The organism is Pantoea sp. JV6 (assembly GCF_025910055.1).
Taxonomy (GTDB): Bacteria; Pseudomonadota; Gammaproteobacteria; order Enterobacterales; family Enterobacteriaceae; genus Pantoea; species Pantoea agglomerans.
The window spans coordinates 537,259-562,994 of sequence record NZ_JAPCIM010000012.1 but is presented as its reverse complement, the minus strand read 5'-3'; the positions used below and the strand labels follow the sequence as shown (position 1 = coordinate 562,994).

Annotated in this window: 26 protein-coding genes; 18 read left to right on the top strand and 8 right to left on the bottom strand. The window is 56.2% G+C overall.

The window, feature by feature from the left end; genetic code table 11:
- Positions 1-5 precede the first annotated feature (5 nt).
- A complete protein-coding gene (locus tag OK412_RS12965) occupies positions 6-728 on the top strand; it encodes a putative quinol monooxygenase (protein WP_264353229.1) in 723 nt (240 codons plus the stop codon).
- Positions 729-753: 25 nt separating this feature from the next.
- Positions 754-1,557 carry a carboxymuconolactone decarboxylase family protein gene (locus OK412_RS12960; RefSeq protein WP_264353228.1) on the top strand — a complete coding sequence of 268 codons (804 nt, stop codon included), beginning with the start codon at positions 754-756 and terminating at the stop codon, positions 1,555-1,557.
- Positions 1,558-1,903: 346 nt separating this feature from the next.
- On the opposite strand, the gene OK412_RS12955 is transcribed toward OK412_RS12960, so the two are convergent.
- Positions 1,904-2,140, bottom strand: coding sequence for a DUF2171 domain-containing protein (locus tag OK412_RS12955; protein WP_003854080.1), 237 nt, complete (start codon positions 2,138-2,140; stop codon positions 1,904-1,906).
- A gap of 355 nt (positions 2,141-2,495) precedes the next feature.
- On the opposite strand from OK412_RS12955, the gene OK412_RS12950 reads away from it, so the two are divergent.
- From OK412_RS12950 to OK412_RS12925, 6 genes are all read left to right on the top strand, one after another.
- A complete protein-coding gene (locus OK412_RS12950) occupies positions 2,496-3,092 on the top strand; it encodes a DUF1349 domain-containing protein (protein ID WP_010671254.1) in 597 nt (198 codons plus the stop codon).
- 104 nt (positions 3,093-3,196) lie between these two features.
- Positions 3,197-4,216: a DUF481 domain-containing protein gene (locus tag OK412_RS12945; RefSeq protein WP_010259026.1), complete on the top strand. Its 1,020-nt coding sequence runs from the start codon at positions 3,197-3,199 to the stop codon at positions 4,214-4,216.
- A 103-nt stretch (positions 4,217-4,319) separates the two neighbouring features.
- On the top strand, positions 4,320-5,285 hold the full coding sequence (locus OK412_RS12940) for a magnesium and cobalt transport protein CorA (RefSeq protein WP_010259025.1): 966 nt from the start codon (positions 4,320-4,322) through the stop codon (positions 5,283-5,285).
- 131 nt (positions 5,286-5,416) lie between these two features.
- Entirely contained in the window at positions 5,417-5,926 is a 510-nt protein-coding gene (locus OK412_RS12935; RefSeq protein WP_228379703.1) for a hypothetical protein, read from the top strand.
- A 12-nt stretch (positions 5,927-5,938) separates the two neighbouring features.
- On the top strand, positions 5,939-6,394 hold the full coding sequence (locus OK412_RS12930; RefSeq protein WP_052272104.1) for a DUF421 domain-containing protein: 456 nt from the start codon (positions 5,939-5,941) through the stop codon (positions 6,392-6,394).
- 255 nt (positions 6,395-6,649) lie between these two features.
- Positions 6,650-6,883 carry a hypothetical protein gene (locus tag OK412_RS12925; protein ID WP_010259022.1) on the top strand — a complete coding sequence of 78 codons (234 nt, stop codon included), beginning with the start codon at positions 6,650-6,652 and terminating at the stop codon, positions 6,881-6,883.
- 37 nt (positions 6,884-6,920) lie between these two features.
- Here the strand turns inward: OK412_RS12925 and OK412_RS12920 are convergent, their stop codons facing one another.
- Entirely contained in the window at positions 6,921-7,817 is an 897-nt protein-coding gene (locus OK412_RS12920; RefSeq protein WP_010259020.1) for a lipid kinase, read from the bottom strand.
- Positions 7,818-7,988: 171 nt separating this feature from the next.
- Here OK412_RS12920 and OK412_RS12915 point away from each other — a divergent pair, with 171 nt between their 5' ends.
- The 3 genes from OK412_RS12915 (at position 7,989) to OK412_RS12905 (ending at position 9,155) form a co-directional block, all read left to right on the top strand.
- A complete protein-coding gene (locus tag OK412_RS12915; protein WP_010259018.1) occupies positions 7,989-8,261 on the top strand; it encodes a cupin domain-containing protein in 273 nt (90 codons plus the stop codon).
- A 12-nt stretch (positions 8,262-8,273) separates the two neighbouring features.
- The gene (locus OK412_RS12910) at positions 8,274-8,699 is read left to right on the top strand and encodes a DUF4186 domain-containing protein (RefSeq protein WP_250327307.1); all 426 of its coding nucleotides are present in this window, start codon (positions 8,274-8,276) and stop codon (positions 8,697-8,699) included.
- A gap of 138 nt (positions 8,700-8,837) precedes the next feature.
- Positions 8,838-9,155 carry a hypothetical protein gene (locus OK412_RS12905; protein ID WP_010259015.1) on the top strand — a complete coding sequence of 106 codons (318 nt, stop codon included), beginning with the start codon at positions 8,838-8,840 and terminating at the stop codon, positions 9,153-9,155.
- Positions 9,156-9,461: 306 nt separating this feature from the next.
- Here OK412_RS12905 and OK412_RS12900 read toward each other — a convergent pair whose 3' ends face one another.
- Positions 9,462-10,685: an AI-2E family transporter gene (locus OK412_RS12900; protein ID WP_033756854.1), complete on the bottom strand. Its 1,224-nt coding sequence runs from the start codon at positions 10,683-10,685 to the stop codon at positions 9,462-9,464.
- 351 nt (positions 10,686-11,036) lie between these two features.
- On the opposite strand from OK412_RS12900, the gene OK412_RS12895 reads away from it, so the two are divergent.
- Complete coding sequence (locus tag OK412_RS12895; RefSeq protein ID WP_010259013.1) at positions 11,037-11,366, top strand: hypothetical protein; 330 nt, start codon at positions 11,037-11,039, stop codon at positions 11,364-11,366.
- 13 nt (positions 11,367-11,379) lie between these two features.
- Here the strand turns inward: OK412_RS12895 and OK412_RS12890 are convergent, their stop codons facing one another.
- Positions 11,380-15,144 carry an NAD(P)-binding protein gene (locus OK412_RS12890; protein WP_264353227.1) on the bottom strand — a complete coding sequence of 1,255 codons (3,765 nt, stop codon included), beginning with the start codon at positions 15,142-15,144 and terminating at the stop codon, positions 11,380-11,382.
- A gap of 600 nt (positions 15,145-15,744) precedes the next feature.
- Between OK412_RS12890 and OK412_RS12885 the strand changes: the two genes are divergently transcribed.
- Positions 15,745-16,437, top strand: a complete 693-nt coding sequence (locus OK412_RS12885) for a DUF421 domain-containing protein (RefSeq protein ID WP_010259010.1) — start codon at positions 15,745-15,747, stop codon at positions 16,435-16,437.
- Here the strand turns inward: OK412_RS12885 and OK412_RS12880 are convergent.
- The gene (locus OK412_RS12880; protein WP_010671262.1) at positions 16,434-17,186 is read right to left on the bottom strand and encodes a GNAT family N-acetyltransferase; all 753 of its coding nucleotides are present in this window, start codon (positions 17,184-17,186) and stop codon (positions 16,434-16,436) included. The genes OK412_RS12885 and OK412_RS12880 overlap by 4 nt on opposite strands.
- 188 nt (positions 17,187-17,374) lie before the next feature.
- Between OK412_RS12880 and OK412_RS12875 the strand changes: the two genes are divergently transcribed.
- On the top strand, positions 17,375-17,581 hold the full coding sequence (locus OK412_RS12875; RefSeq protein WP_010259007.1) for a hypothetical protein: 207 nt from the start codon (positions 17,375-17,377) through the stop codon (positions 17,579-17,581).
- A gap of 64 nt (positions 17,582-17,645) precedes the next feature.
- Here the strand turns inward: OK412_RS12875 and OK412_RS12870 are convergent, their stop codons facing one another.
- On the bottom strand, positions 17,646-18,839 hold the full coding sequence (locus tag OK412_RS12870; protein ID WP_045140685.1) for a zinc-dependent alcohol dehydrogenase: 1,194 nt from the start codon (positions 18,837-18,839) through the stop codon (positions 17,646-17,648).
- A 150-nt stretch (positions 18,840-18,989) separates the two neighbouring features.
- Positions 18,990-19,580, bottom strand: coding sequence for a hypothetical protein (locus OK412_RS12865; protein WP_163640627.1), 591 nt, complete (start codon positions 19,578-19,580; stop codon positions 18,990-18,992).
- A gap of 364 nt (positions 19,581-19,944) precedes the next feature.
- Here OK412_RS12865 and OK412_RS12860 point away from each other — a divergent pair, with 364 nt between their 5' ends.
- The 4 genes from OK412_RS12860 to OK412_RS12845 all read left to right on the top strand — a co-directional run bounded on the left by OK412_RS12860 (position 19,945) and on the right by OK412_RS12845 (position 24,252).
- Positions 19,945-21,231 carry an HAAAP family serine/threonine permease gene (locus tag OK412_RS12860; RefSeq protein WP_010671264.1) on the top strand — a complete coding sequence of 429 codons (1,287 nt, stop codon included), beginning with the start codon at positions 19,945-19,947 and terminating at the stop codon, positions 21,229-21,231.
- A gap of 241 nt (positions 21,232-21,472) precedes the next feature.
- Positions 21,473-22,570, top strand: a complete 1,098-nt coding sequence (locus OK412_RS12855) for an ABC transporter substrate-binding protein (RefSeq protein WP_022626064.1) — start codon at positions 21,473-21,475, stop codon at positions 22,568-22,570.
- Between the two features lie 278 nt (positions 22,571-22,848).
- On the top strand, positions 22,849-23,313 hold the full coding sequence (locus tag OK412_RS12850; protein ID WP_264353226.1) for an RcnB family protein: 465 nt from the start codon (positions 22,849-22,851) through the stop codon (positions 23,311-23,313).
- Between the two features lie 102 nt (positions 23,314-23,415).
- Complete coding sequence (locus tag OK412_RS12845) at positions 23,416-24,252, top strand: Cof-type HAD-IIB family hydrolase (protein WP_264353263.1); 837 nt, start codon at positions 23,416-23,418, stop codon at positions 24,250-24,252.
- A gap of 165 nt (positions 24,253-24,417) precedes the next feature.
- On the opposite strand, the gene OK412_RS12840 is transcribed toward OK412_RS12845, so the two are convergent.
- Complete coding sequence (locus tag OK412_RS12840) at positions 24,418-25,566, bottom strand: iron-containing alcohol dehydrogenase (protein ID WP_223565623.1); 1,149 nt, start codon at positions 25,564-25,566, stop codon at positions 24,418-24,420.
- Between the last annotated feature and the right edge of the window lie 170 nt (positions 25,567-25,736).

The following is a 25,736-nucleotide window of genomic DNA, read 5'->3' as shown; positions in this document are numbered from 1 at the left end:
AGACCGTGAACAATATTACCGCTCTGACTCTGACTCTGCTGATGGCCGGCCCGGCATCGGCAGCCGCTTTAACAGAACCCACAAATCGTGTCATTAATCTGCATGAAATGGAAATTAAGGCCGGGAAAAACGGACAGTACGATGAAGTTGCCAGAGATAATATTACCCGTTCGCTGGCAGAGCAACCAGGTACGCTGGCGATGTATTCACTGAAACATAAAGAAAATGCTCATCAGGCTTATATGATTGAAATTTATGCGAGTGAAGAGGCATACCAGCAACATCTCAGTTCAGAGCCGTACCGGTCTTTTATTACACGCGCACCTGATCTTATCGGCCAGAAAAAGAGCGCCGTGCTGGAGCCGCAGTTTCTGGGTGATAAACCCTTCGTACAGAATAAAGAAACCATTAATAACCTGGTGATTGTTGACGTGAAAACGGCCGATCAGCAGGCATTCCGCGATATTGTGCTGCCTGAAATGGCGGAATCACTGAAGGTGGAACCGGGCGTACTGGCGATGTATGCCGCGACCGATGCGAAAAACAGATATCGCTGGTTCTTCTATGAAATCTACGCGAGTGACGCCGCCTATCAGCAGCACCGCGAAACGCCCCATTTTCGCGACTATATCCGGCTGGCAGCTGAGATGACCGACCGCAAAGAGGCGATCCCCGTGGTGCCTGCTCTGCTGAAAAACCGCGGCGCTCTCAATTCTTTTGTTAACTGACCTTTACCAGGGAGCTGATCAGAGGATGAAAAAAGTGATTGCCGCCGCCGCGATCTCCATGATGCTGGCCGACCTGGCCGCTGCTGAACCCAAAAGAGGTGAAACTATGTTGAACGTCAATCCATCCAGCCTTTCGGTTGCCGACATTGAGTCCGTCTCTCCCGCACTGGCTCGTTTCGGACGTGAAGCGATAACCGATGATCTCTGGAAACGCGACGCACTTTCGATCCGTGACCGCAGTATCGTCACGCTTGCCATTCTCATCGCCCGCAACCAGCCTGCTGAGTTACAACATTACGCCGGTGTGGCGCTCGATAGTGGAGTGACGCCTGCTGAAGTCTCCGAAATAATTACTCACCTGGCGTTCTATTCCGGCTGGCCCAATGCGATGTCCGCAATTGCGGTAACCAAAAATGTGTTTCAGGCGCGAGGCATTGGTGCCGATCAACTGGCCGAAGCCTCTCCGCCACTGCTGCCACTGAATCAGGCAGCTGAACAGCAGCGTTCTGCGACGGTGGAGAAAAATGTGGGGCCGATCTCGCCCGGGCTGGTCAGATTCACCGCTGATCCGCTGTTTCTCAATCTGTGGCAGCGGCCAGCGCTACAACCTCGAGACAGAAGTCTGGTGACGGTCAGCGCGCTGATTGCTTCGGGACAAAGTGCGCAAATTAGCTACCATCTCAACCGGGCGATGGACAACGGATTGACGGCTGAAGAAGCGGGCGAGATTATCACTCAGGCCGCGTTTTATGCTGGCTGGCCAAATGCCTTTTCAGCGGTTCCGGTGGTGGGTGAAGTGCTGCGGGATCGCGCAGCAAAACAGGAATAACCCGCAGCGGGTGAGGATCTCAGGTTTTACTTCACCCGCCGTTTCTTATGCCCGCCGGATACCGACAGAGATCCGGAAAAGTGCTGTGCCATTCTGGTGGTTTTTCCCCTCCCGCCGCAATGCCATGATGACCGCTCCAAACCCTCCGCTTACGACCACCCGCCACCGGGCATAAAAACAGGGAGCACCGCGTCATGGAAAGTAAAAATCTGACAGATATTGCTGAAGACGTTTCAGGCGGTGTGAAATATAAAGCAGTAATAAATAAAAGATGGGCAGGGCAGGAGGCGGAAATTACATTGCGGAATAAATGAAATAAGCCGTGGCGGGCGCCACGGCTAATGTTTTATGCAGACTGCCACTCACTTTCAACATCCGCTTTGGCTTTAGAAAGGATGACTTTATTATCATCAACCTCTTTCACCCAGCTGAATGGAATAATGTGGTGTTTGCCGCCCGCTTCAGGATCGCTTTTCGCCAGCTTAATTTTATCGTCGCCTTCGAAGTGGTCGACAATCCCGACATGTTCGCCATTCACATCAACAACCTGCGCGTGATCTAAAATCTCTGATTTATCTACCATGGTGGCTTAATCCTTATATTTAATGAGTTCAGTTGCCCTCAGACAAAACAAGCCTGGTTGTTAAATGCTGTTTTCGCCAGGGGATTAACAAAATGAAATAGTTCAGTGAACTGGACCTGGTCGCTGTTATTTATTGCCAGCAGGAGAATAAAGGGCATATAAGCGAAACCGCAAACAGAGCCGGAGTATCTGCAGCCACGGGTCTGCTGACCTCACTGCCTGCCACATCGACACCATCAGATTTGCCGCAATCGTCTGCCGCCCGTTCACCAATCAACGCTATGATAATCAGGTCAATCGCCACGCCGCAGATCGGCCAGAATGCGGGCGGTTTAACTTATCCAAAGGAGTGCCTATGACAGCAGTCAGTTCAATTACCACTGAAGGTGGCGTCTGGATTAATCAGCCGCCGGTGCACAGTCTGGATGGCGATACGCTGAGGTTCGAAACCGCGCTGAACAGCGATTTCTGGCAGCGTACCTGGTATGGCTTCGAACGGCACAGCGGCCACGCTTTTGGCTTCTGGGTGGAAAACGACTTTACCGTTCAGGTGCAGGTGAGGGCGGATTTCAGTCAGCTCTACGATCAGGCCGGGCTGTTTATTCAGGATAACGAAACGCACTGGGTTAAGGCGGGCATTGAGTTTAACGATGACCAGCCCGCCATTGGCAGCGTGGTGACGCGCGAGTTTTCCGACTGGTCTACCGGTGTGTTTCCCGGCGATGCGAGCCAGTTCTGGCTGCGCGCCACGCTGGAAAATGCGGCCTTAAGAATTCAGTACTCTACCGACGGCGTGAGCTGGCCGTTGTTACGGCTCTGCCCGTGGCCCGGTCAGGGGCGGCGGTTTGTCGGAGTGATGGGCTGTTCACCGGAACGTGAAGGGCTGGCGATGAGTTTTACGGACTTCGCTATTACTCCACCGCTCGGCAAAGCACTGCACGATCTCTCCTGAGCCAGGCGGCGCATTGCATATCGTCGCAGAATCGGCTTAATTGTCAGGTCAGAATTTGCGGTGACGCGTCGCCCGTGCAAGACGACGCCTTTACAGGGAAAGCTATGCGTTGCGCCACCTCGTTTATCCCGCTGCTGGTCATCAGTTGCTGCGCCGGATGGGCACAGCAGGCCACTGCCGATACCGTCTGGCTGAATAATGGCGATCGGCTGACCGGCACGATTCGTTATCTCAGCGACGGCAAGCTGGGGATAGAGACACACTACGCCGGTACCGTCACGCTGGACTGGAGTGCGGTCAGTACGCTCGCCAGCGAGAATCCGGTGAATGTCGAAAACAAAAAGACTGGCGAACATTATCAGGTGCGGCTCTCCTCATCCGATCCCGGCTATGTCTGGGTGGAACGCAACGAGCAGGAGCAGCAGGTTTCGCTGCGGCGCATTGATGAGTTTATGAAAGCCAAAGTCCGCAGCGATCAGCTTGCCTGGACCGGCAACATTGATGCAGGCGTGAAGGTCAAAAAAGCCTCGACCAAAACTGACGACTACAGCTTCGCGCTCAACACGAAACTGAATCAGGGAAAATGGCGTCACGATATCGGTGCGACCTACAATCGCGAGCAGGAAAACGAGAACATCAATACCGATAACTACAGCCTGCGCTACGCCTTCGACTATCTGGTCAGGGAGCAGTTCTTCTGGCAGACCCGCGCCACCTACAAGCGCGACTGGGTGGAGAATCTGTCACGTCAGGCGCTAATCGGCACCGGTCCGGGTTATCAGTTGTGGGATACCGAACTGAGCGCGTTCTCACTCTCGGTGCTGGGTGGTGCCTTTGAGTATGGCTACAGCGATGACCGGGAAGAGCGGCACTTTGGCGGCTCGCTGCGCTGGAACTATCAGCGCTATCTGCTGGGCAAATCGGTCACGCTTTACAGCAATGGCGATGTTGGCCATTCGCTGGATGATGACGGCGTATTTATGCTGGATGCCGAAGTCGGCCTGCGCTACAGCCTGACTTCGTGGTCAACGCTGCACGTTGGCTATCACCGTAATCTGGTCAGCGGCATACCGGATACCCTGAACGAAGGCATTTTCTCCACCGGATTAGGGCTGAAGTGGTAAGCCGCTGATCGAACAGCGTCGCAGCAAATCCTTACGGTTTTTATCCGGTTACAGGCGTGGGATTGGCTAAGCTGCATGTATTGTCACAACGGGAAAGCAGAAGATGATCGTAAGCAGCAGGGTGTATCGTCCGGGATGCGCGGGCGAAGAGGTCGAAGTCGATGATATCAGTGAAGTGATCAAAGAGCCGGAGGCGTTTATCTGGCTCGGGTTGTGGCAGCCAGACGCTGAGTTTATGGCGAAGATTAAAGAGGAGTTCGGCCTTCATGAACTGGCGGTTGAGGATGCACTCAATGCCCATCAGCGACCTAAAATCGAACACTATGGCGAATCGCTGTTTATCGTGGTGAAAACGGTGTGCGCTAAGGATGACAGCTGCGAACTGGGCGAAACGCATCTTTTTGTCGGAAAAAACTTCCTGATCAGCATCCGTCACGGCGCCTCTGAAAGCTACACCCCGGTGCGGCAGCGGGCGGCTGAAAACCCGGCGCTGCTGAAGTTTGGTCCCGCTTATCCGCTCTACTGCCTGCTCGATTTTATTGTTGATCGCTATGCGGAGCTTTCTACCTCGCTGAATGAACGGGTCGGACAGATGGAGAACGATCTCTTCACCAGTGAATTTGATCGCAAGTCGGTGCAGTCGGTCTACACCGTGCGGCGTCATCTGCTGAAACTACGCAATGCGGCGCTGCCCGTGGAGGAGATCTGTAATCAGCTGATCCACCTGCATGAAGATCTGATCCCGCGTCCGCTGCGCGCCTACATCCGCGACGTGCAGGATCACGCCCGCCATGTCGTCACCGACGCGGAAGATATGCGCGAAATGCTGACCAGCGCCATGCAGGTCAATCTGGCGCTGGTGACGGTGCAGCAGAATGAAGTGGTGAAAAAGCTGGCAGGCTGGGGTGCGATCCTGGTGATCCCGACCGTAGTCTTCAGTATGTATGGCATGAACTTTGAGCATATGCCGGAGCTGAAGTCGCTGTATGGCTATCCGCTGGCGGTGGGGCTGACGCTGCTGGCCTGCGGCGGGCTGTGGGCCAAACTGCGTCGCTCCGGCTGGCTGTAAACGGCAGGATGCGGTGCCAGATTGTCCCGGTGAAAAGGTCACGACCCGCCAGATAGTGAACCGATACTGTCTGGCTATGCTTAACGCAGCGTGCAGTTTTTGTTCCTGAGCCAACAGTGTGTGAGGTCACGGTGAAAAAAGAGGATAGCAGCGGCCAGGCAGTACCGATTCAGGAAAACCTCCGCTGGATACGTCGTGAATGGCTGATTCAGCGTATAGGTGAATACGTCCTGATTGCGCTGGTGATTCTGGGGGCATGCGGACTCTTTTCCAAAGGCGTGCTGAGTAACGGCAGCGCCCGCTCGCCGGATGGGACCATTCAGGTGGAGTATGAACGGTTTGGCCGGGTTGAGAGCAATATGGATATGCGCATTCGCTACAACGCACCGGTAACCGATCGCTTTACCGTTACGATTGGCGGTGGCGCCCTGGATAACCTGCAAATCCAGACGCTGCAGCCTCAACCGCTGGAGGCGGTGACGATTGGCAGCGATCTGCGGCTGACCTTTTCGGCCCGCAACACCGGACCGGATCACGCGATCTGGCTTGGCCTGCAGCCGCGCAATGCGGGCCGCATTCACGTCACTATTCACGGTGACGGCCATGCTCCGGCCCGTTTTACCCAATGGATTTATCCCTGACAGAGGCGCTTTATGGAAACGGTATTACGTGCCGCAGCGATCTACCTGGTGCTGATGGTCGTGTTCAAAATTGCCGGCAGACGCACTCTGTTGCAGATGACCTCTTTCGATCTGATTCTGCTATTGATCATCAGTGAAGCAACTCAGCAGGCGCTGCTGGGCGACGATTTTTCTGTTACCGGCGCGGCGCTGACTATTATCACGCTGGTAGCGATTGATATTGTGCTGGGCAAACTGAAAAGTCGCTTTCCGGTGGTGGAGCAGGTGATCGATGGCGGCCCGGTGATCCTGGTCGAGAATGGTAATCTGCTGACTGACCGCATGAAGATGACCGGCATCAGTCCTGATGATGTGCTGGAAGCGGCGCGCTCCGGGCAGGGGCTGGAGCGATTTGATCAGATTAAATATGCGGTGCTGGAGGTTAACGGCCATATCTCGATTATTCCCCGAGCCGATAAACAGTCCTGAGGGGCGTTCGCCCTGGCCTGACAGGAGAGCGCCCGTGCCGGAGCCGCGCAGGTTACACACGCCTGAGATATCCTCATCCCCTTGCTGCAGCAGGCCCTGGATGCATTACAGATCCTCATTGCGTCACGCTGCGCTTGTTATGCCGCTTCCCTTGTAATCCTGTCGATTTCGTTCAGACTGAGTATTCCACTCATGCTTTATCATCAGAGCTGGCCTGACTATCAATCAGCGTTATGCTTTTACAGTCAGGATTAAATGAATGAATTTACGCGATTTACCTTCTACCCGGTTACCGGCTGGCATATTGGTCCCCTGAATACCCATCAGGCACTGGTAGTGAAATTCGGTTATATCGATCCCAATGCCCCGCGTGAAAAGGGCCCGCAGGAGACCCTGTTTCTGGGTCTGACCCTCGAAATGGCGAAAAAGTTGGTCGCCAATCTTTCCGAACACATCGACTACGCTGAAAAAAAGAGCACCCAGCACTAGTTTCTCACCGCGATCGGTTACCACGCCCACCGTCGGGCTATTTTGCTGCGCTGTCGCCCGGTGCATAAACCCGCAGTGCACTGGCGATCAGGCGAAAATGCGCGGGTGTCTGACCGATAATCTCACCATCTGCATTGATGTAATGGGGACGGCGCGTCTCAATCGTCAGCTCCGTGGCGCTGAATGCCCGCACGTTACGCCAGCGACCGTGAGTGCCGCGCCGCAGAAAGGGCAGCAGCGCAATGAGCTGCCAGCTATGCTGCAGCTCCAGACTATAGACATCCAGTAACCCATCGTCCGGTGCGGCACGCTGTTCCACTGTCATGCCGCCCCCATAAAAGCGTCCATTGCCCACCGACACCTGAACCGTTTTGATCGGCGTCCGATGGCCCTGATGCACCAGCGTAGCGCTGAAGGGACGGCTCTGCCGCAGCACCCGCAAAGCCGCCAGGGCATAACCGCCCACTCCCCAGCGTTTTTTCGATTCCGCCGTGAGGTTGCGCGCCAGTTCCACCGAAAAGCCGATGCTGGAGACGTTCAGAAACAGGTGCTGATTCACTTCACCCAGGTCTACTGCGCGCAGCTGCCCGTCAGCGATAATCTTTATCGCGGACTCCAGGCTGGCAGGAATGCCCAGCGTGCGGGCAAAATCGTTGGCGGTGCCCAGCGGTAAAATGCCTAGCGGCAGGCCGGTCTGCATCAGTCCCGGCGCGGCCGCATTAAGCGTGCCGTCGCCACCGCCGACGATCACCGCATCAACGCGATGGGCATACGCCGCGATTAATTCGCTGTAGCTGCGGGTATCATCTCCGGCCGGTTGCAGCAGGGTGAACCCGGCCTGAGCCAGCAGCGACTGTGCGCGGCTGGCCTCGGCGCGTCCTTTGCGCGAGCGCTGATTAATCAGCAGCAGGGCAGTTTTCTCCTGTTGAGACATACTTTTGCGTTATCCCGATGTCAAAATGTCTGTAACGAGACGGCAAGTACAGCACTGGCCTGACCGGTGAACAACCCTGCTTGCGCTACTTTACGTAACCTGTTGAGTGCCATAAGCGGCGATAAAGATCGTCTACACTGCTAAGGGTCAGATCCACACTGAGGAGTTGCGATGACAGAACACGAATTCAGAAAACTGTTAGCCGAACAGGGTTTTGACGAGCCTCTGTTGATTGAGCGTGCAGCCGCCGCCCAGCTTGATAATCATGTACATCCCTTTGAAGCACTGGCACTGATTCTGAGTGGTGACATCACCATCAGTACCGAACAAGGCGATACCACCTATCATCCCGGTGAGACATTTCATCTGCAGCCCAATGAACTCCATCGTGAGGCGTTCGGGTCGCAGGGCGTACGCTATCTGGCGGGACGTAAATATGAGTGACTGGCAATCAGCATGAAGGTTTCTGACGATCTTTTTACCCGGCTGTCACGCTCGCCGTTCCGTCAGCGCTTTCGTCTGGGACGCGCGGAATATGATTATGCGAGCAGCAAAGGCGAGCCGGTATTGCGCCAGCACGCCGCTGAGTTTGTGGCACAGCGGCTGGCGCCTGCGCAGCCTGAAAATGATGGCAAGCAGACGCCGATGCGCGGCCACCCGGTGTTTATCGCTCAGCACGCCACCGCAACCTGCTGTCGTGGCTGTCTGAGTAAGTGGCATAACATCGGACAGCACCAGCCGCTGAGCGCGGAGCAGCAGACCTATATAGTGACGGTGTTGCTGCAGTGGATCACTCATCAGATGCAGCAGCCTGCACCGCCTGCTCGTGTCAGCCGAAGCCAGCCGAAACCGGATAACAATCCGCAACTCGCACTTTGGTAATGGACGAAAAAGCTACAACCGGCGGCTTTTTCTGGTGAAAACTGGCCCTTTTTCATTCCTGGTTTATTCTTAAATCTTTCCTGGGAACACTATGCCAGGATTAAAACCTACACGGCAACGATTCATACAGAGGGAATTATGAAGAAATCAATTATTGCACTGTCTGCTATTTTGCTGGCCTCGCCGGTATTTGCTGCTACCACCACAGACAACACCGTTGCGGAAGCGCATAAAGGCGCCGATACCGCGAAGGAAAAACTGCATCAGACCCAGAACGAAGGCAAAGAGCTGAAGCTGAAGTCTGAGCACGCCGCTGAAGGCAAAAGCGATACCACCGGCAGTAAAATCACCGAAGGTACGCAGAAAGGCTGGCACAAAACCAAAGAAGGCACTGAGAAAGGCTGGGATAAAACCAAGCAGGGTGCTGAAGATCTGAAAAACAAAGCGACTAACTAATTCGCGGCTGTTCTCAGGTTAAAAAAAGAACCCACCGAAAGGTGGGTTTTTTTATGGTTGGGAAATTCTGGCTTTGGATTGCTGCTGGATCGAGCCTGCTCAGGGTACTGGGTCAGATCGGAAAGACGCAAAGGCCGTCGTCCATGACATGCTCGGCCCGCGCCGTCCTGGCGCGGGACGCTTTCCTCTTCTGACCCAGAACCCTGCGCGTTGTGAGCTTATTCATTGCTGTCAGAGTAAAACTGATTCAACCAAGTAAGCTGTCTGTAACCCACTGAAAAGTAGGTTTTTTATGGTTGACTCAGATTACGCTTTCTTTTCCGCTGTTTCTTTCTCCGAGGCGGCTAACGCAGAGACTTTCCTTTCCGTCTCTGCAGCCGCATCGGCGGAGGCCGCCGCCGCTTCAGCCGCAGCCTCTGCCGCGGTATCGGACTGTTTCTTACCTTCTTCGATAAACTCTTCGTCGATGGCTTCGATGTTTTCGCGGTTATCGCGTCCGGAGAGCAGGTTCCAGCAGGCGATAAACAGAGCGGCAATCACCGGACCGATTACAAAACCGTTGATGCCGTAAATCTCCATGCCGCCCAGCGTGGCGATCAGAATCAGATAGTCAGGCATTTTGGTGTCTTTGCCGACCAGCAGCGGACGCAGGATGTTATCCACCAGTCCGACGATCACTACGAAGAAGCCCACCAGGAACAGCCCTTTCCACAGTGCACCGGTGGCGAAGAAGAAGATCGCCGCAGGCACCCAGATAATGGCGGAACCGACTGCCGGAATAAGGGAGAGGAAGGCCATCAGTGCGCCCCACAGCAGGCTGCCGTCTATACCGGTAAACCAGAATGCCAGCCCGCCGAGAATACCCTGAACAATACCGACCACCACCGTGCCTTTCACCGTCGCGCGCGCCACGGCCGCAAACTTCACCATCAGGTGATGCTTCACGTAGGTTGAGAGCGGCAGCGCTTCCAGGATCAGATGCACCAGATAGGAGCCATCTTTCAGCAGGAAGAACAACAGATAAAGCATCACGCCAAAGCCGACGGTGAAGCTGAACGTCCCTTTACCGATGATAAAGGCGCTGCCTGCCACATACTGACCGCCCTTAAGGGCAAACGAGGAGAGCTTCTGCTGAATCTGTTCGGCGTTATCCAGGTTATTTTCAGCCAGATAATGTTTTGCCCAGCGCGGCAGATGCTGCAACAGATCGGCGAAGACCGCCGGGAACTGCGCCGAATTGGTCTGCAGTTTGTGATAGACCGCGTTGGTTTCGACCACCAGCGATGAGGCGATAATGGCCAGCGGCGTAAACACAATCAGACAGATACAGAGCAGGGTAATCAACGCGGCCAGGCCATTGCGTTCGCCCATTCGGACCCGCAGATACGTTTTCAGCGGATGGAAAATCACCGCCAGAATCGCCGCCCATAAAATCGGCGAGAAATAGGGCGAAAGCACCTCGAAAAAACCGAGGGTGGCGATAGCCAGAATCAAAATGAAAAACCCGATGTTCAATCCTTTAAAACGCATGGAAAAACCTCATCTCGAACAACTCTGATAAACCCGACGCGCGAATTTTCTGTGTCTGGCTTTGCTTATGCGGCTGCCTCGTCACTGATTATCGGTCAGGCTTTGCTTTTTAAACGCTGCTGATGACAGCATCATGCTGGCTAACTCTTTGAAAGGTCTGGCAGAAGTGATGAACGGGCAATGTGCGTTCGCTGCGTGACTTCCTATAGGTAACACGCTGCAACTGACAGCAGCGCGCTGAATCCTACATTAGCGTAGCGGTTTCGACCATTATTGGTAGGTCAGAGACTCATGATCCCGGGGGATGCTGCCGATAACAGTATTAACTGGATAAAAAACAGGCAATGAAAAATGAGTAAACAGAGCGTTTTAATCGTGCTGCTGACGCTGGTATTAAGCGGTTGCGCCACCAAGCAGTATCCGCAGGCATCCGCGGTCACCCCGGAAGAGACGGCGATGCTGAATTGCAGCGCGCTGGATCAGGAGCTGGTGAAAGCGCACAGCGTGCAGAGTGATATTGAGCAGACCGGCCAGTTCGATGCACTGACCGTACTGGGATTTGTCGGGGATTTCGGGCTGGGCAATGGCATTGCGAAATACAATGCCAGCCAGAAGGCGGAGCGGCGACTGACGCAGTTACAGTCGCTGAAAGCCGCGAAGTGCAGCCAGCGGCTTTCGTAGCGACTGCGCCGGGTCAGCCGAGCGTCCGTTCGCTGACATGCTGCAGCCGGACATTTTCGGCGGCGCGTTTACCGGCAAGGAAGGCGTGATCCGAGTTGTAATATTCCCACTCGCTGTAGCGGCCTGACAGATGAATGTCCTGGGTCAGCAGCCACTGGCGGATCAGCGCCACGTTAGCGCTGCGCGCATGGTCATAGACCACGTAGGCGTAGGGCATATCGACCTCTGAGGCACAGAGCAGCGGATCGTCCGCGGTGATCATGCCAACTCTGATGCAATCCTGACGGCAGCGCTCAATCAGCGCATCCCCCGCCAGCGGCAGCGGATTGGCCGTGTTATAGGTGATTTCGCAGGTTAAGCCGAAACCGCCCGGCGGGTTGCAGTGCGGACTCGCATTGCCCTGCACAAAGATGCGATGAAACAGCGTATCGCCAGGATAGTAAATCCAGTGCTTTTCGGTCAGGTCAGCGCGGCCAATCCCCAGATTAACGCAGCGCACCGAGACAAACTGCAACTGCTGCGCCGCCCGTTGCACACTCTCCGGCACCTCATCGCCCATCAGTTTAATCAGCTCCGGCAGCGGCATAGTGCTGATTAATTGCTCATAACGGTAGTGGCGACCATCCGCCAGCAGCGCGACGTGCGCCTGCGGGTAGAGGCGGGTCAGGGTGGCGTCCGTTTCCAGCGTACATTTCAGGTGCGGCAAAAAGCCGGACATCAGCGCCTGGAAGCCACCGCGCAGCGGATAGCCGAAACGGGCGTTGGGGCCAACCGGTTTCGCCAGCGGTTGCAGTGCGCCATCAATGATCTGCGCCAGATCGGGCAGCGGTACGCGTCCGCCCAGCCATGAAGTTTCCATGTCGGTCAGCGGCACCTTCCACAGTTTCTGGTTGTAGGGCAGGGCAAAGTGACGCGCGATGCCTTTGCCCCAGGTGCGCATAATGAAGTGCTGGAAATCCTCTTCGCCTTCCACCACGCCTGTGCTGCTGCCCTCATCGGGGATCGCGCCATCTGCGCAGCAGTCCCGCCGTGCCCGCGCCCGATCCAGTGGCACAGCGGCGGCGGCGGCTGTTTCGCCATAACGCGCCTCGATAGCGCCCAGCACGCACTCTTTTACCACCTCGACCGGCAAGCCGTGCAGCGCGGACTGGAAGGGATAGCGGGTATAAACGCCGTCGCTGTAGACCCAGGCTTCACGCGCCTGCCAGTGCAGGTTGTCGCCCAGCAACATCTCATACAGCTGCAAGACGTACGGGTCCTGCGAGAACATAATGTGACCGGCATAGTCGAAGGTAAAACCCTGATCGTCAATCGAGCGGCACCAGCCGCCAGGCGTGGCATTTTTCTCCAGTAACACTGCGCCTTCGCCATAGTGATAACCGGCGCTCAGCCCGGTTGGCCCGGCTCCGATAATCAGGCAGGGCACAGCTTCACTCTCCAGCATCAATGGGGTTAACGGCGTGATATTCGCCTGCGCGCTGCCCTGGCTGGCCGACCTTAGTGCGGGCTGACGCTGCGTCAGCGCCTGCTGGATCAGTCCATGAATCTGTTCAGCGGTGCGATCCCATGAGGTGGCATCGACCTTTGCCTGCATCCGTCCCGCCAGCGCCAGCCGTTCTGCGGCACCAATCGCCATTGCCTGTTCACAGGCGGCAATAAATTCAGCGGGGCTCTCTGCCACCGCCACTTCCTCTGCGTAATGCCGCGCTACGTCAATAATCGCGGTACTGACAATCGGCAGCTGCGCCGCCATATACTCCAGCACCTTGGTCGGTGAGATGAAGCGCGTCGAGGCATTGATGGCAAACGGCATCAGACAGACATCCCAGCCCGCCAGAAACTGCGGCAGCGCCTGATAGGGCTGCTGTCCGAGCCAGTGAATATTGTCGCGCTGCGGCAGGCTGGCGGGATCAATTTTTACCACCGGCCCGACCATAATGATCTGCCATTCGGGGTGGATGTCCGCCAGCGCCGCAATCAGCGGCAGGTCTATGCGCTCATCCAGCACGCCGTAATAGCCAAGACGCTGTGCCGGAATTGCATCCTGCATCGGATGTCGATTGCTGCGATCGCGCGCCTGCTCAAAATGAATAGCATCGACGCTGCTGGGAAAGCAGTAAACCTGAGCATGTTTGTCACGCTTCGCTTCATAGAGGCTGGTGCCGCCGGTAAAGACCAGATCGGCGCGGGTCATCAGCGCGGATTCGCGCTGCTGCAGCTGGCGCGGTGCATTCTGAAAAGCGGAAAGCTCATCCATGCAGTCGTAAATCACCAGTGACGGATCAAAAGGGGTCAGCAACGGCAGCGCCATCGGCGTATAGAACCAGATCAGCGGCTGTTCATCTTCCTCCAGCAGCGGCGTCAGCAGCAGCAGCAGCGAGGCGATCTGGCTGTCGTGGAAACCAGGCGCGTCGCTGTCGGTATGCGGCTGGATCACCGTGATGTTAGCGGCAGGCGAGCTCTGATGCAGACCCTGTGGCCCCGCCTGCCAGACCGGCTCTTCGACAAACAGCACGCGATAGTGCTGTGCCAGTCGTGTCAGTAGCTGCTGCGGACGCTGAAAAACAAATCCCCAGCGTAAATGGCTGAAAACAATGAGAACAGGTGGTTTCATAGTGTGCTCCTGACAGGGGTGTTTTGAGGAGTGGATGTGCTGCAAAAAGCGCTGCGCCTGACGTAATGCGTCGGCATAAGGCTGCTGTAGCTGGCGGGCATAGGGATCGGCCCCCAGCAGATCGAGATCCCACAAACCGCTGCGGGTCCAGAAAGTCGTCTCCTCCCATAAGGGACGATCGAGGATCGGATAGAGGCAGATGCCGTGCAGCTCAACGCCTGCCAGTTGCGCCTGCGCAACCTGCGCGGCGATCTCAAGGATCCAGCTTCCGCGTCCGCTGCCGACGTGGCTGGTTTCCGCCAGCAGCAGTGGCCGCTGATAACGCTGCCAGACCTGCTGCAGCATCCGATGCAGCGGCAGGCGTCGGCTGTCGCCCAGATGCCAGTAAAGCCGCCGGTTTGATCCCTGCTCCCACTGATTGTCGTGGTAGTAATTCACGCCAATCAGATCGAGATAGCGTGGGGCGCCGCCCAGTTCCGGGTTAAGCCTGCCGCTCAGCATGTCCCACGCCTGAAACTGGGTGTCACACATCTCACGTGCCAGCACATCGCTGGCCGGATCGGCGGGATCGGGCACGATATGGATCAGTGGATCACAGTGCAGCAGACGGGCTCGCGGATCGGCCAGCCAGATGGCATCACAGGCTGCCAGCGTAGCGCGCACCAGCTGCTGCTTGGCGGCATCCGCCCGATCCGCCTCAGCGATCGCCTCACAGGTGAACAGCCCTACCGAGATACCCCAGCTGACAAAGGAGATCTCATTCATCGGAGAGTAGACTGGCGCCTGCTGATACCAGGGGGCCAGGAAGCGGGCCAGTGCGCCACAGAAGGCGGCGAAACGGCTGACAAAGTCGTGGTCAAACAGGCTGACGCCAGCGGGCCAGCCGTAGTGGCAGATTGTCCAGCTCAGCTGAATGCCCTGCTGCTCTGCGGCCTGCATCCGGGCCGCGACCGTCGAGAAGTCATAGCGGCCATCGTGCTCACATAACCGCCAGCCGACGCTTTCGCGCACTGTGCGAATGGAAAAGGGGGCCAGCGCGGCATAATCTTCTGCTGCACGCGCCTGATGCTGGTTAAGATCGTTCATCGACAGCGCAAGGCCGGCAGGATTGATATGATCGGCACCTTCGTAGCCGGCCTGCCAGAAACTGGAAAAGGGCGTCATGGCATCTCCCGAAAAAAAGCAACACGCTTCCCGCTGACGAGCCGTCGTGAAACGGGTCAGGGCGTTAGGGTATGCATTGCAGACTGATCGATCTGACCACTCTGAACGGACGGGCGATCCATGCCATAAGCCACAGACACTGAGTTGCAGGCATCAGGGCCTGTCGCGGTGTGGACGAGTGAGATAGCAGGTATAGGCCAGTGACGCTATCGGCAGAAAAAGGCTGGCTTCTCTGGATGTTGAAAGGATTTGCGGAAGCCTTACTGGAAAGTATAGGCAGTAAGGTTTGGTTCGCAATTTATTGAAGTAAAAGAAAAAAGCGCAGCGGTAAAAATTATCCAGCCAGAAACAGGAAGTTTTAGCATGCGGTTTTGCGAACGGCCCGATAAGCGTAGCGTGAATAGTGTCAGCGCCATTTTCAGCTTTGTTAACCTTTTCCTCAACATGCAGAGAGGTCAGACTCGCCCACATTCGCGTTACAGCTTCGCTTGCCTTTTGGCGGGCTGGCGACAAGATTTACTTATCACTGGCCTGAATCTGCGGGTCATCAACGGGTGATGCGACGATGCGCGCCCCCTAAAACAGGATGTTTTACAGACTATGTTCTCATTCGACTGGCACCGTTTCTTACTTAACGATCAACCGGCCACCTTTTTGTTTGAGGTGGTGGTACGGGTCATGATCGCTTATCTGGTGGTGTTCACCTTTCTGAAAGTCTCAGGACGACGCGGCGTGCGCCAGCTGTCGTTGTTCGAGCTGGTGGTGATCCTGACGCTGGGTTCCGCGTCCGGTGATGTGACATTTTACGATGATGTGCCGGTGCTGCCGGTCATTATGGTGTTTGTAGTCCTGCTGGCGCTCTACCGCTTCACGACCTGGCTGACGGCGCACAGCCCGCGCTTTTCACGGCTTATTCAGGGCGACGTGATTACCCTGATTAAAGAGGGATTGTATGTGCTGGAGAGTCTGGATCGTCTGAATATTTCCGAAGATGAGTTTTATATGGAGTTACGGCAGAGTGGTGTGGAGCATCTGGGGCAGATCCGGCTGGCGCTGGTGGAGGTCGATGGTCAGCTCAGCCTCTATTTCTACGATGACGATGAGATGCGCGCCGGGTTAAGCGTACTGCCTCCTGAGCACCGGCAGGATTACAGCACTGTGCCGGTCAGCGCGCTCTATGCCTGCACCCATTGCGGCCAGACGCAGATCATTGAGGCTGAGCAGCAGGCTGTCTGCCCGCGCTGTCAGCGACAGCGCTGGTCAGCGGCACTGACCGTGCGTCGGCTGCATTAATCGCCAGCATCCGCTCCGCGTTCAGGACTTGTCGCGTTTGCATCAGCCGGGTTAACGTCGGCGAAGCAGGCGCTGAGCGGGCGCTTTTGCTGTCCCCCGGCAGCGAAATTATCCGCACTTAGCCAGGCACTCAGGGCGCGCTGAACATCTGGCCATTCACGGTCAATAATTGATAGCCAGTCGGTATCGCGATTACGCTGTTTACGCGTCATAACCTGACGAAAACGGCCCTCAAAGCGGAACCCCAGCCGTTCTGCTGCGCGTCGTGATGCGATATTGGTTGAATCACAGCGCCACGCCACTCGCCGATAGCCGAGCGAGAAAGCCTGTTGCAGCAGCAGATAAATCGCCTCGCTGCCGATGACACTGCGCTGCATCAGCGGCGACCAGGTGACGTGACCGATTTCAACAGTGCCGTGTCCCGGCTCAATGCTGGCGAAGCAGACCACGCCGCAGGGCTGCTGATTTGGCGAGCAGACCGTGAAGGACACCAGGGCCGCATCCGCCACTTTATCCGCAATCCAGTGCTGCATCTGCGGCAGAGAGGCGGGCCGCTCTGCGCTCAGCCAGGTCCAGTCGCGATCATCCGGTGCCAGCATAAATGCCTGCAATAGCGGTTCTGCATGATCGATGCTTAGCGGCAGGAGAAGGCAGTGCTGACCCGTGAGTGGCATACAGGGTGGTCTGGTGACCGGTTGCCAGTCGGGCAGAGCCTCACCGACCGGCTGATCAAACTGATTGAGGTTCAATAGCATTCTCCTGAAAGAAAACGGACGGTTAGCCGGGAAACTTATGATGCCGGGCTGACGGACTATCCTGAACCGCGGTTAAACCCGTCGCAGCTTGTTCCCGCTTACCACATAACTTTGCCTGTTACTGACAGAAAATGAAAACCCTTCGGGCAGCATAGCGGCACCGTTACCAAAGAGGTGTGCGTATGAAAGTGAGGCTGGCCAGTGCATTACTGTTTTTGCTGTTATCGTTTGGCGCGTTTTCACAACAGGTGATCAGCGAAAGTCATCCCCATTCACGCAGTGCGCGATGGCTGGAGCAGGGCAGTCAGGTTGATACGGCGGATTCGCCGGATGAACATCTGCTGGAGAGGCGGGAGTGGCGAAGCAGCCTGCAACGCAAGCCGTTCTGAGATGAGATCCCCGGCGGAAAACAGCCGGGGAGCCAGGGTTAAGCGTTTCAGACCCGTTGTGAAATTATATTGTGGCCTGTGTCGCAGCCATGCCAGGCACCAGAATCACCTTGCGGCACTCCTCTTCGCGTTTGGCGAAAATATCGTAGCCACGCGCAGCATCTTCCAGCGGCAGATGGTGGGTCACAATCTCTTCCGGCGTCAGATGGCCCTGTTCGATCAGCTTCAGCAGGTCGGGCAGATAAGCGTGTACGTGGGTCTGTCCCATCTTAAAGGTCAGCCCTTTATCAAAGGCGTCACCAAACAGGAAGCCGTGAATGAATCCGGCATAGACGCCCGGCACGCTGACGATACCGCCACGCCTTACTGCGGCAATACACTGACGCAACGCTTTACCGCTGCTGCCTTCCAGTTTGAGATTGGTGAGCACGGTTTCGGTCATGCTGCCTTTTGCCTCGAATCCTACTGCATCAATTACCGCATCCACACCGCGATTGCCGGTGCTGTGTTCGATAATCCAGCCGGCCGGGTCATCGATCTCATCGAAGTTAATCGGGATAACACCGTAGCGCTCGCGGGCAAAGTTTAAGCGGTAGTTGTTGTGGTCGATCATGTAGATCTGTTCGGCACCCTGCTGTCGGGCGCAGGCGGCACTGAGCAGGCCAACCGGTCCGGCACCGAAAATCGCCAGGCTGGAGCCGGGTTTCACCTCGGCGTTTTTCACCGCCTGCCACGCGGTGGGCAGAATGTCTGACAGGAACAGCACTTTCTCATCCGACAGTACCGACGGCACTTTAAACGGGCCGGTATTGGCTTTCGGCACCCGGACATATTCCGCCTGTCCACCAGGCACACCGCCATAGAGTTTGCTGAAACCAAACAGGGCTGCGGGCGGCGTGATGTTTTTCCGGTTCAGGATGGCACCCCGTCCGCTGTTGGTATTTTCACAGGCAGCATACTGGCTCATCAGGCAGAAAAAACAGTCGCCACAGGCGATAACAAACGGGATCACCACCCGATCGCCTTTGGCCACGGCGGTCACTGCGCTGCCTGTCTCAACCACTTCGCCCATAAACTCATGACCAAAGATATCTCCGTGCCCGGTACCGGGGATTTTGCCGCGGTAAAGGTGCAGGTCTGAACCGCAAATAGCGGTGGCGGTCACACGCAGAATAATGTCATCTGCGGCTTCCAGACCGGGATCGGGAACGTTATCGACGCTGACTTTATGGGGGCCGTGATAAGTTAATGCTTTCATCTGTTCATCTCCTGATGATTAGGGGACGGCGGCCAGACCAGAAGGCGTGGCCACGCACGGGAAAGACTCAGGAAACCTGAAATCGAAACCTGCCTGAAGTGTAGTAATCCTTTAAGGAGTAAGCAGAGCGGTGCAGCAGGCTGGTCAGTTTCAGCCGGGCTGACAGGGCGGCTGAACCTGCGTTGTGGCGACCGTTACGGCTCGGGTTTCGGGTTGCCAGAGAGCGAGGTCGGCAAACGCACGACGATAAACCGTGTCGATTTGTGCCGGAACCTGTTCGATGTAGTGCCAGGCATGCTCACGCGTTTCACCGGTGAGTTGCTGCAGATAGTGCCGCGCGTCGTCCAGCGTCGGGATCTGGCCTTCGACACCCGCCATGCGGGCAGGCAGACCGGTCCAGATCAGACCTTCTATGCCTTTGGTCTTAGCCCACTCTGCCAGTGGTCCCGCTGAGGTCGCTGTCACCGTCATCATCCCGATGCCATCGATACGGCTGTCCGGAATGGCTTCACGGAGGCGCAATGCGCGGCAGGCGCTCTCAAGTGAGGCGGTATTCAGCCAGGCCCAGTACACCGGCACCGGGCTGGCGTTAAGGCAGATCGCGGTCGACAGCTCGCCGCCGTCAGCGATGCGCACAAACTCAATCGGTAGCTCAGGACCATCATGATGCCACTGACTGGCCACCGGCAGTGCGCCAGCTTTCCAGATTAACGATCCCCATCCGAGGCAGGCAATTTTCATTCTCTTCTCCAGTGCACCTGTCGGCGTGATCGCGACAGAATCTGTTTAAGCGTAGCCCGTTGCGCTGAACCGTTACAGGGATCACCTTTTTAGGGGCGGTAAAACCGCCACAAAGATGGCATGATCGCCGCGCAGTCACTTTGCACAACCTGACGGTTTTTTCAGCAATCCATGCGAGTTTATCTGCACGGCTTGAACTTTTATCGTCAGGTAGTGTAAAAAGTGGCGCACGCAATCGATTACCTATGCACGGGCGGGTCAGCATCACGTTGACTGATCCGGTTGCAGCTGAGGCGCAGAGTGGGGCGGACATTTGCCTGCCTGACGGCTCAGGTTACTGGCGGCTTTTAAAACGGAAGATCTGATGAAAACCACGCAAACTGGCACGCTGGGCGCGCTTGAGAGTGACGTCGATACGGGATGGCGTAAAACCGACACCATGTGGATGCTGGGTTTATACGGCACGGCGATTGGGGCGGGTGTGCTGTTCCTGCCTATCAATGCTGGCGTCGGCGGGCTGATCCCGCTGATCATTATGGCGATACTGGCGTTTCCGCTGACCTTTTTTGCGCACCGCGCCCTGACCCGATTCGTTCTCTCCGGTAAAAATCCGGCCGGGGATATCACCGAGGTGGTCGAGGAGCATTTTGGTGTTGGTGCGGGCAAGCTGATTACGCTGCTCTATTTCTTCGCTATCTACCCGATTCTGCTGATGTACAGCGTAGCGATCACCAACACGGTTGAGAGCCTGATGGTGAATCAGCTCGGCCTGGTGCCGCCACCGCGTGTGCTGCTGTCGCTGCTGCTGATTGTCGGACTGATGACCATTGTGCGTTTCGGCGAGAAGATGATTGTCAAAGCGATGAGCGTGCTGGTTTATCCCTTTGTGGCGGTGCTGATGCTGATGGCCTGCTATCTGATCCCGCACTGGCACGGCGCTGTGCTTTCGACCCTGAACGTTCAGCCCGCGGGCAGCAGCCTGTGGATGACGCTGTGGCTGGCGATTCCGGTGATGGTCTTCTCCTTTAATCACTCGCCGATCATCTCTTCATTCGCGCTGGCAAAGCGGGAAGAGTATGGCGATGCCGCAGAGAAAAAGTGTTCGCGCATTCTGGCCTGCTCGCACCTGATGATGGTGGTGACGGTGATGTTCTTTGTCTTCAGCTGCGTGCTGAGCCTGTCGCCTGAAGATTTACACGCCGCCAAGGCGCAGAACATCACCATTCTTTCCTATCTGGCGAACCATTTTAAGGTGCCGATGATCGCCTGGCTGGGACCGCTGATTGCCATTGTGGCGATCACGAAATCGTTTCTCGGTCACTATCTTGGTGCGCGCGAAGGATTTAACGGCATGGTTAATAAGGCGCTGCGCAGTCGCGGCAAAACCATCGCGCCCGCCAGACTGAATCGCCTGACCGGACTCTTTATGCTGCTGACGACCTGGCTGGTGGCGACGCTGGACCCCAATATTCTCGGCATGATTGAGACGCTTGGCGGGCCGGTCATTGCGATGATTCTGTTCCTGATGCCGATGTACGCTATCCAGAAGGTACCCGCGATGCGGAAGTACAGCGGTCACATCAGCAACCTGTTTGTGGTGCTGATCGGACTGATTGCCATCTCCGCAATCTTCTATTCGCTGGTGAAGTAACACTTAGCGCAACAGGCGCATCTCAATCCCCCTGGGATGCGCCTGCCATTCTGCCCGCCCTTCGCCATTCTCTCCGTGCACCTCCACGTATTCAGCGATATCGCTCCCTGATTTAAGCCCGCTGCCGCGTTGTTAATGCCGCCTCTCAGACGCATCTGGTTAGCAATAGTTACATTTGGTACTTATCAGCATGGTAGAGTTAACGCGAATAATTATTATTCCCTAAAAGGACAGGAGAAAAATGAAAATCGGGATAGTTGCTGCCACCACACTTTTACTGTCAACCGCCTGTGCGGCTACCACCTATCCGGTCACGGTGACCGATATGGATGGTCAGAAAATCACGCTGCAAAAAGAGCCGCAGCATGTGATTTTACAGGATGGGCGTGACGTGATGGCGCTGGCATTACTGGATCGCCAGAACCCGTTTCAGCGTGTCGTTGCCTGGAACAACCTGCCGAAAAAGCAGGATACCCAGACCTGGGACCTGCTGAAGCAGCGCTGGCCGCAGGCGGCATCGATTGTTGATATGGGCTTTAACGATCAGGGGCAGGTCAATCTGGAGAGCGTGCTGGCGAAGCAGCCCGATCTGATGATTGCGCAGCTGCGCGCCAAACCGGCCCTGACGCAGTCAGGCGTGCTTGCTACCCTGAAAAATCTCCATATCCCGGTGCTGTTCCTTGATGTTGAACTTCATCCGAAAGAGAACACCCTGAAGAGCGTGAAAGTGCTGGGCACCGTTCTGAATCGCGAAGCCGAGGCGAAAGCCTACGCCGATTTTTACCAGCAGCACTGGCAGATGCTTCAGCAGAAGATTGCGCAGGTGCCGCACAAGCCAACCGTGTTTATTGAACCGATTGCAGGTAACAGCGATAACTGCTGCTTTACCCACGGTCATAACGGCTGGGGCGCGCTGGTGGAAGCGGTCGGTGGCAAGAATATCGGTTCTGCACTGCTGCCCGGCAGCTCAGGATTTGTGTCGCTGGAGAAGATTATCGCCATGAAGCCGGACGTCTATATCATGACCGGCTCTAAACGCCCGAACAGTAACGTGCTGCCGTTTGGTTACGGTGCCAGTCAGACCGACGTGACCGCCACCTTTAACCGCCTGCAGAGCCGCACCGGTCTGGAGCAGATCGAACCGGTGAAACAGAAGCGGGTGTATGGCGTTTATCACCATTTCTATAATCACCCTTACAACATTATCGGCATGGAAATTCTGGCAAAAGATCTCTATCCGGAAGTGTTCCGCGATCTGGACCCGACGGCTGATTACCACCACATCGTGACGCACTTTACCGGGTTACCGGATGCGCCAGTGATCCTCAGCACGCCATAACCGCAAAAATGTCAGGGTGCGTTTCAGCATCCTGACTTTTTATCGGCCATCATCCGTCAACCAGAGCGTGATTTTCAGACAGCGCAGGTTGCCCGGTTAACCTCTGGATTGCGTCAGCAACGTTGTCATCGCATGTCCTGTGTTAAGAAAGCGCTAAGCAAGCGTAATAGTGTGTAAGTTACCGGATTTTAAGACTTTTACAGATGTCTCCCGCCACAATTATTGCCATGATGCCGATCAACGGTGCCTGAACAGCCGTTATTTTCGGAGGCAGTATCATGAAAAAAACAACATTAACGCTTATCGCTTCACTTTTGACATGCAGCACACTCTTTTCTCAGGCCTCACGGGCAGACGATCGTGATGACGCGCACCGCAAGCCTGTGCCGCATCAGAACGGTGACCATCGTGCTGACAATCGCGGTTCTGACCAGAATCAGGAGCGTGGCAACAACCGTCATGACAGCGTCAATCATCGCCCGGATCAGGACAACAACGGTCGGGGCAGAGAGGCACGTAATGATCGCGACCATTTCGCCTGGCAGGGACACGACTTCCGTCGCGGGCATCCTGTCCCGCAGGCGTACCGCGGCGACCATTATCGCGTAGCCGACTGGCATGAGCGCGGTCTGCGTGAACCACCGCGCGGTTATCACTGGGCAAACATCGACGGCAACTATGTGTTGATTGCTGCTGCAACCGGGGTAATTACTGCGCTGGTGCTGAACAGCGCCGTGAACTGATCCCCAGGGGATGGCTGCGGCCATCCCTCTTTCTTTCCGTTTTGCTGCGCCAGCGGCTATCCTGACACTCCACGCTGAAAATTCCCTGTGTAAGGAGTCATGATGACGACGGTTAAGATGGTTGCGGTAGATATGGATGGCACCTTTCTGGACGATAACAAGCAGTACAATCGATCCCGCTTTCTCGACTGCTATCAGCAACTCACCGCCCGTGACATCAAATTTGTGGTGGCCAGCGGCAATCAGTATTACCAGCTCAAATCCTTCTTCCCGGAGATCGCCAGCGATATCGCCTTTGTGGCCGAAAACGGCGCATGGATTATCGATCGTGATGAGGAACTGTTTTGTGGTGCCTTTGAACGCCGCGATGTTGACGCGGTAATCGACACCCTGCAAAACGGCGACTATCCGGGTCTGCGTTACCTGCTGTGTGGCCGGGAGAGCGCCTGGTACTTCGACGGCATGGAAGAGAACTGGCTGAAGAAGATGCGCCATTACTGTCACCGGCTGAGGCCGATTCATCATCTGGATGAGGTGCAGCATGACCGGCTGTTTAAGTTCGCGCTGAATCTCTCTGATGACTATATCGAGCCACTGATGGCGGATATTGAACGTCTGCATCAGGGGCGGGTGGCAGCGACCTCAAGCGGTCACGGCTCGGTGGATTTGATCGTGCCGGGGAATCATAAAGCGCATGGTCTGGATCTGCTGGCACAACGCTGGGGGATCGCGCACGACCAGGTGCTGGCCTTTGGTGATGGCGGTAACGATCTGGAGATGCTCAGACAGTCTGGCTTCAGTTTTGCCATGGACAACGCGCCACAGCGGGTGAAACAGGCGGCACGCTATGCCGCGCCTTCTAACAACGAGCAGGGCGTGCTGCAGGTGATTGAGCAGATGCTGGCAGGTGAGGGGCCTTTTAGCGCCACGCAGGCTTAGCCGTCTGGCGCTGCGATTAAGCCAGGACGGTCAGCGCCGTGATTCAGCCAGCCGCCTGGCTCAGAGAGCGGGTGCAACAGGATAGCGCTGAGGAGCAGCAAAGCCGGGCGAGGCTGGCAGGCCCGGTTGTGCCTGGTCAGCGAATGCGGGCAACGCGGCTCCTGATCACGCCGTGATTTCCCAGGCCTGCGCGATCATCATCTGCATCTGTTCGCGGCTGTAATTCACCAGCGAATTTTTGCTGTTGGCTCGCGCCAGAATCCACTCCACCTCGGCGCGGCTCAGTGAAGGGCCATCCTGCCAGAATGGGGTGATCGCCTGCTGCTGCAGCCACTGTTTCAGAAACTGCGCCGGTGAGTCCGTAGTTTCGCTGAAGAGCTGCGGGTGCAGTTCCGCCATCAGCTTACGCTGCAGTGGCTGTTCGCTGTCGGACAACAGATCCAGGAACGGAAACAGCAGACGTCCGCACACTTCACCATGATGGAACGGCTTAATTGCGCCCAGTTCCCCTGCAATACCGTGGATCACCCCCAGACCCGCACTGCTGAGACTGACACCGCCCAGCCACGACGCCATCATCATCGCTTCCCGTGCCTCGTCGCCAGCAGCATCCTCACGATTAAGTGCAGGCCAGGCATGAACAAACTGACGCAGGCCGGTCAGCGCCAGCTGTCGGGTAAAGAGGTTGCCTTTGCCGGAGAGATACGCTTCGAACAGGTGGGTAAACGCATCAATACCGCAGGTTGCCAGCACCCGGTCAGGCGCACCTTTCAGCAGATCGGCATCGAGAATTGCCACCTCCGGCACAAAGACCGGGTGGCGCAGTGACGCTTTTATCTGAATGTCACGCTGGTCAGTCACTACCGCATTTTGCGTCACTTCACTGCCGGTGCCGGCAGTGGTCGGAATAGCAATCAGCGGCAATGTGATGGGCTGAACCGCGGTGTCACCCACTTTTTCCAGATAGCGGGCGGTTGGCAACGGGTGTTGTACCATCGCGCTAAATGCTTTCGCCGCATCCAGTACGCTCCCGCCGCCAATCGCGACGACCCGATCGACATGACCGCGCCAGCGCGCAACCCAGCCATCAATCTCGGCGGGTGAGGCTTCATGACTGACAATTTCATAGCCAATAATATGATCGTTGAGTCCGGCTTTTAGCCGGGCATATGCGGGGCCTTGCAGAAAAGATTGTCCACAAAACAGCAGAGTAGGCTGTGACCGGGCGGCCAGCAGCGGCACCAGTTTATCCAGGCTGCCCCGGCCAAAGAGGGTTCGTTGATTACTGTACAGCTCACTCAGGTTCTCACTCACCAGCGCATCCTTTTTACATTTCGCTAAAATCTGAGTGTAACGAAAAGCAAGGCGCCGGGACTGGCAAACTTTCTGATAACGCATTGGCAAAAAGTTGATCACCTTCGCAAAACAGAAATTCACCCCCGGCGGGGTGGTGCTTTCCTGCTGATGTTACCCTTAACATGTTA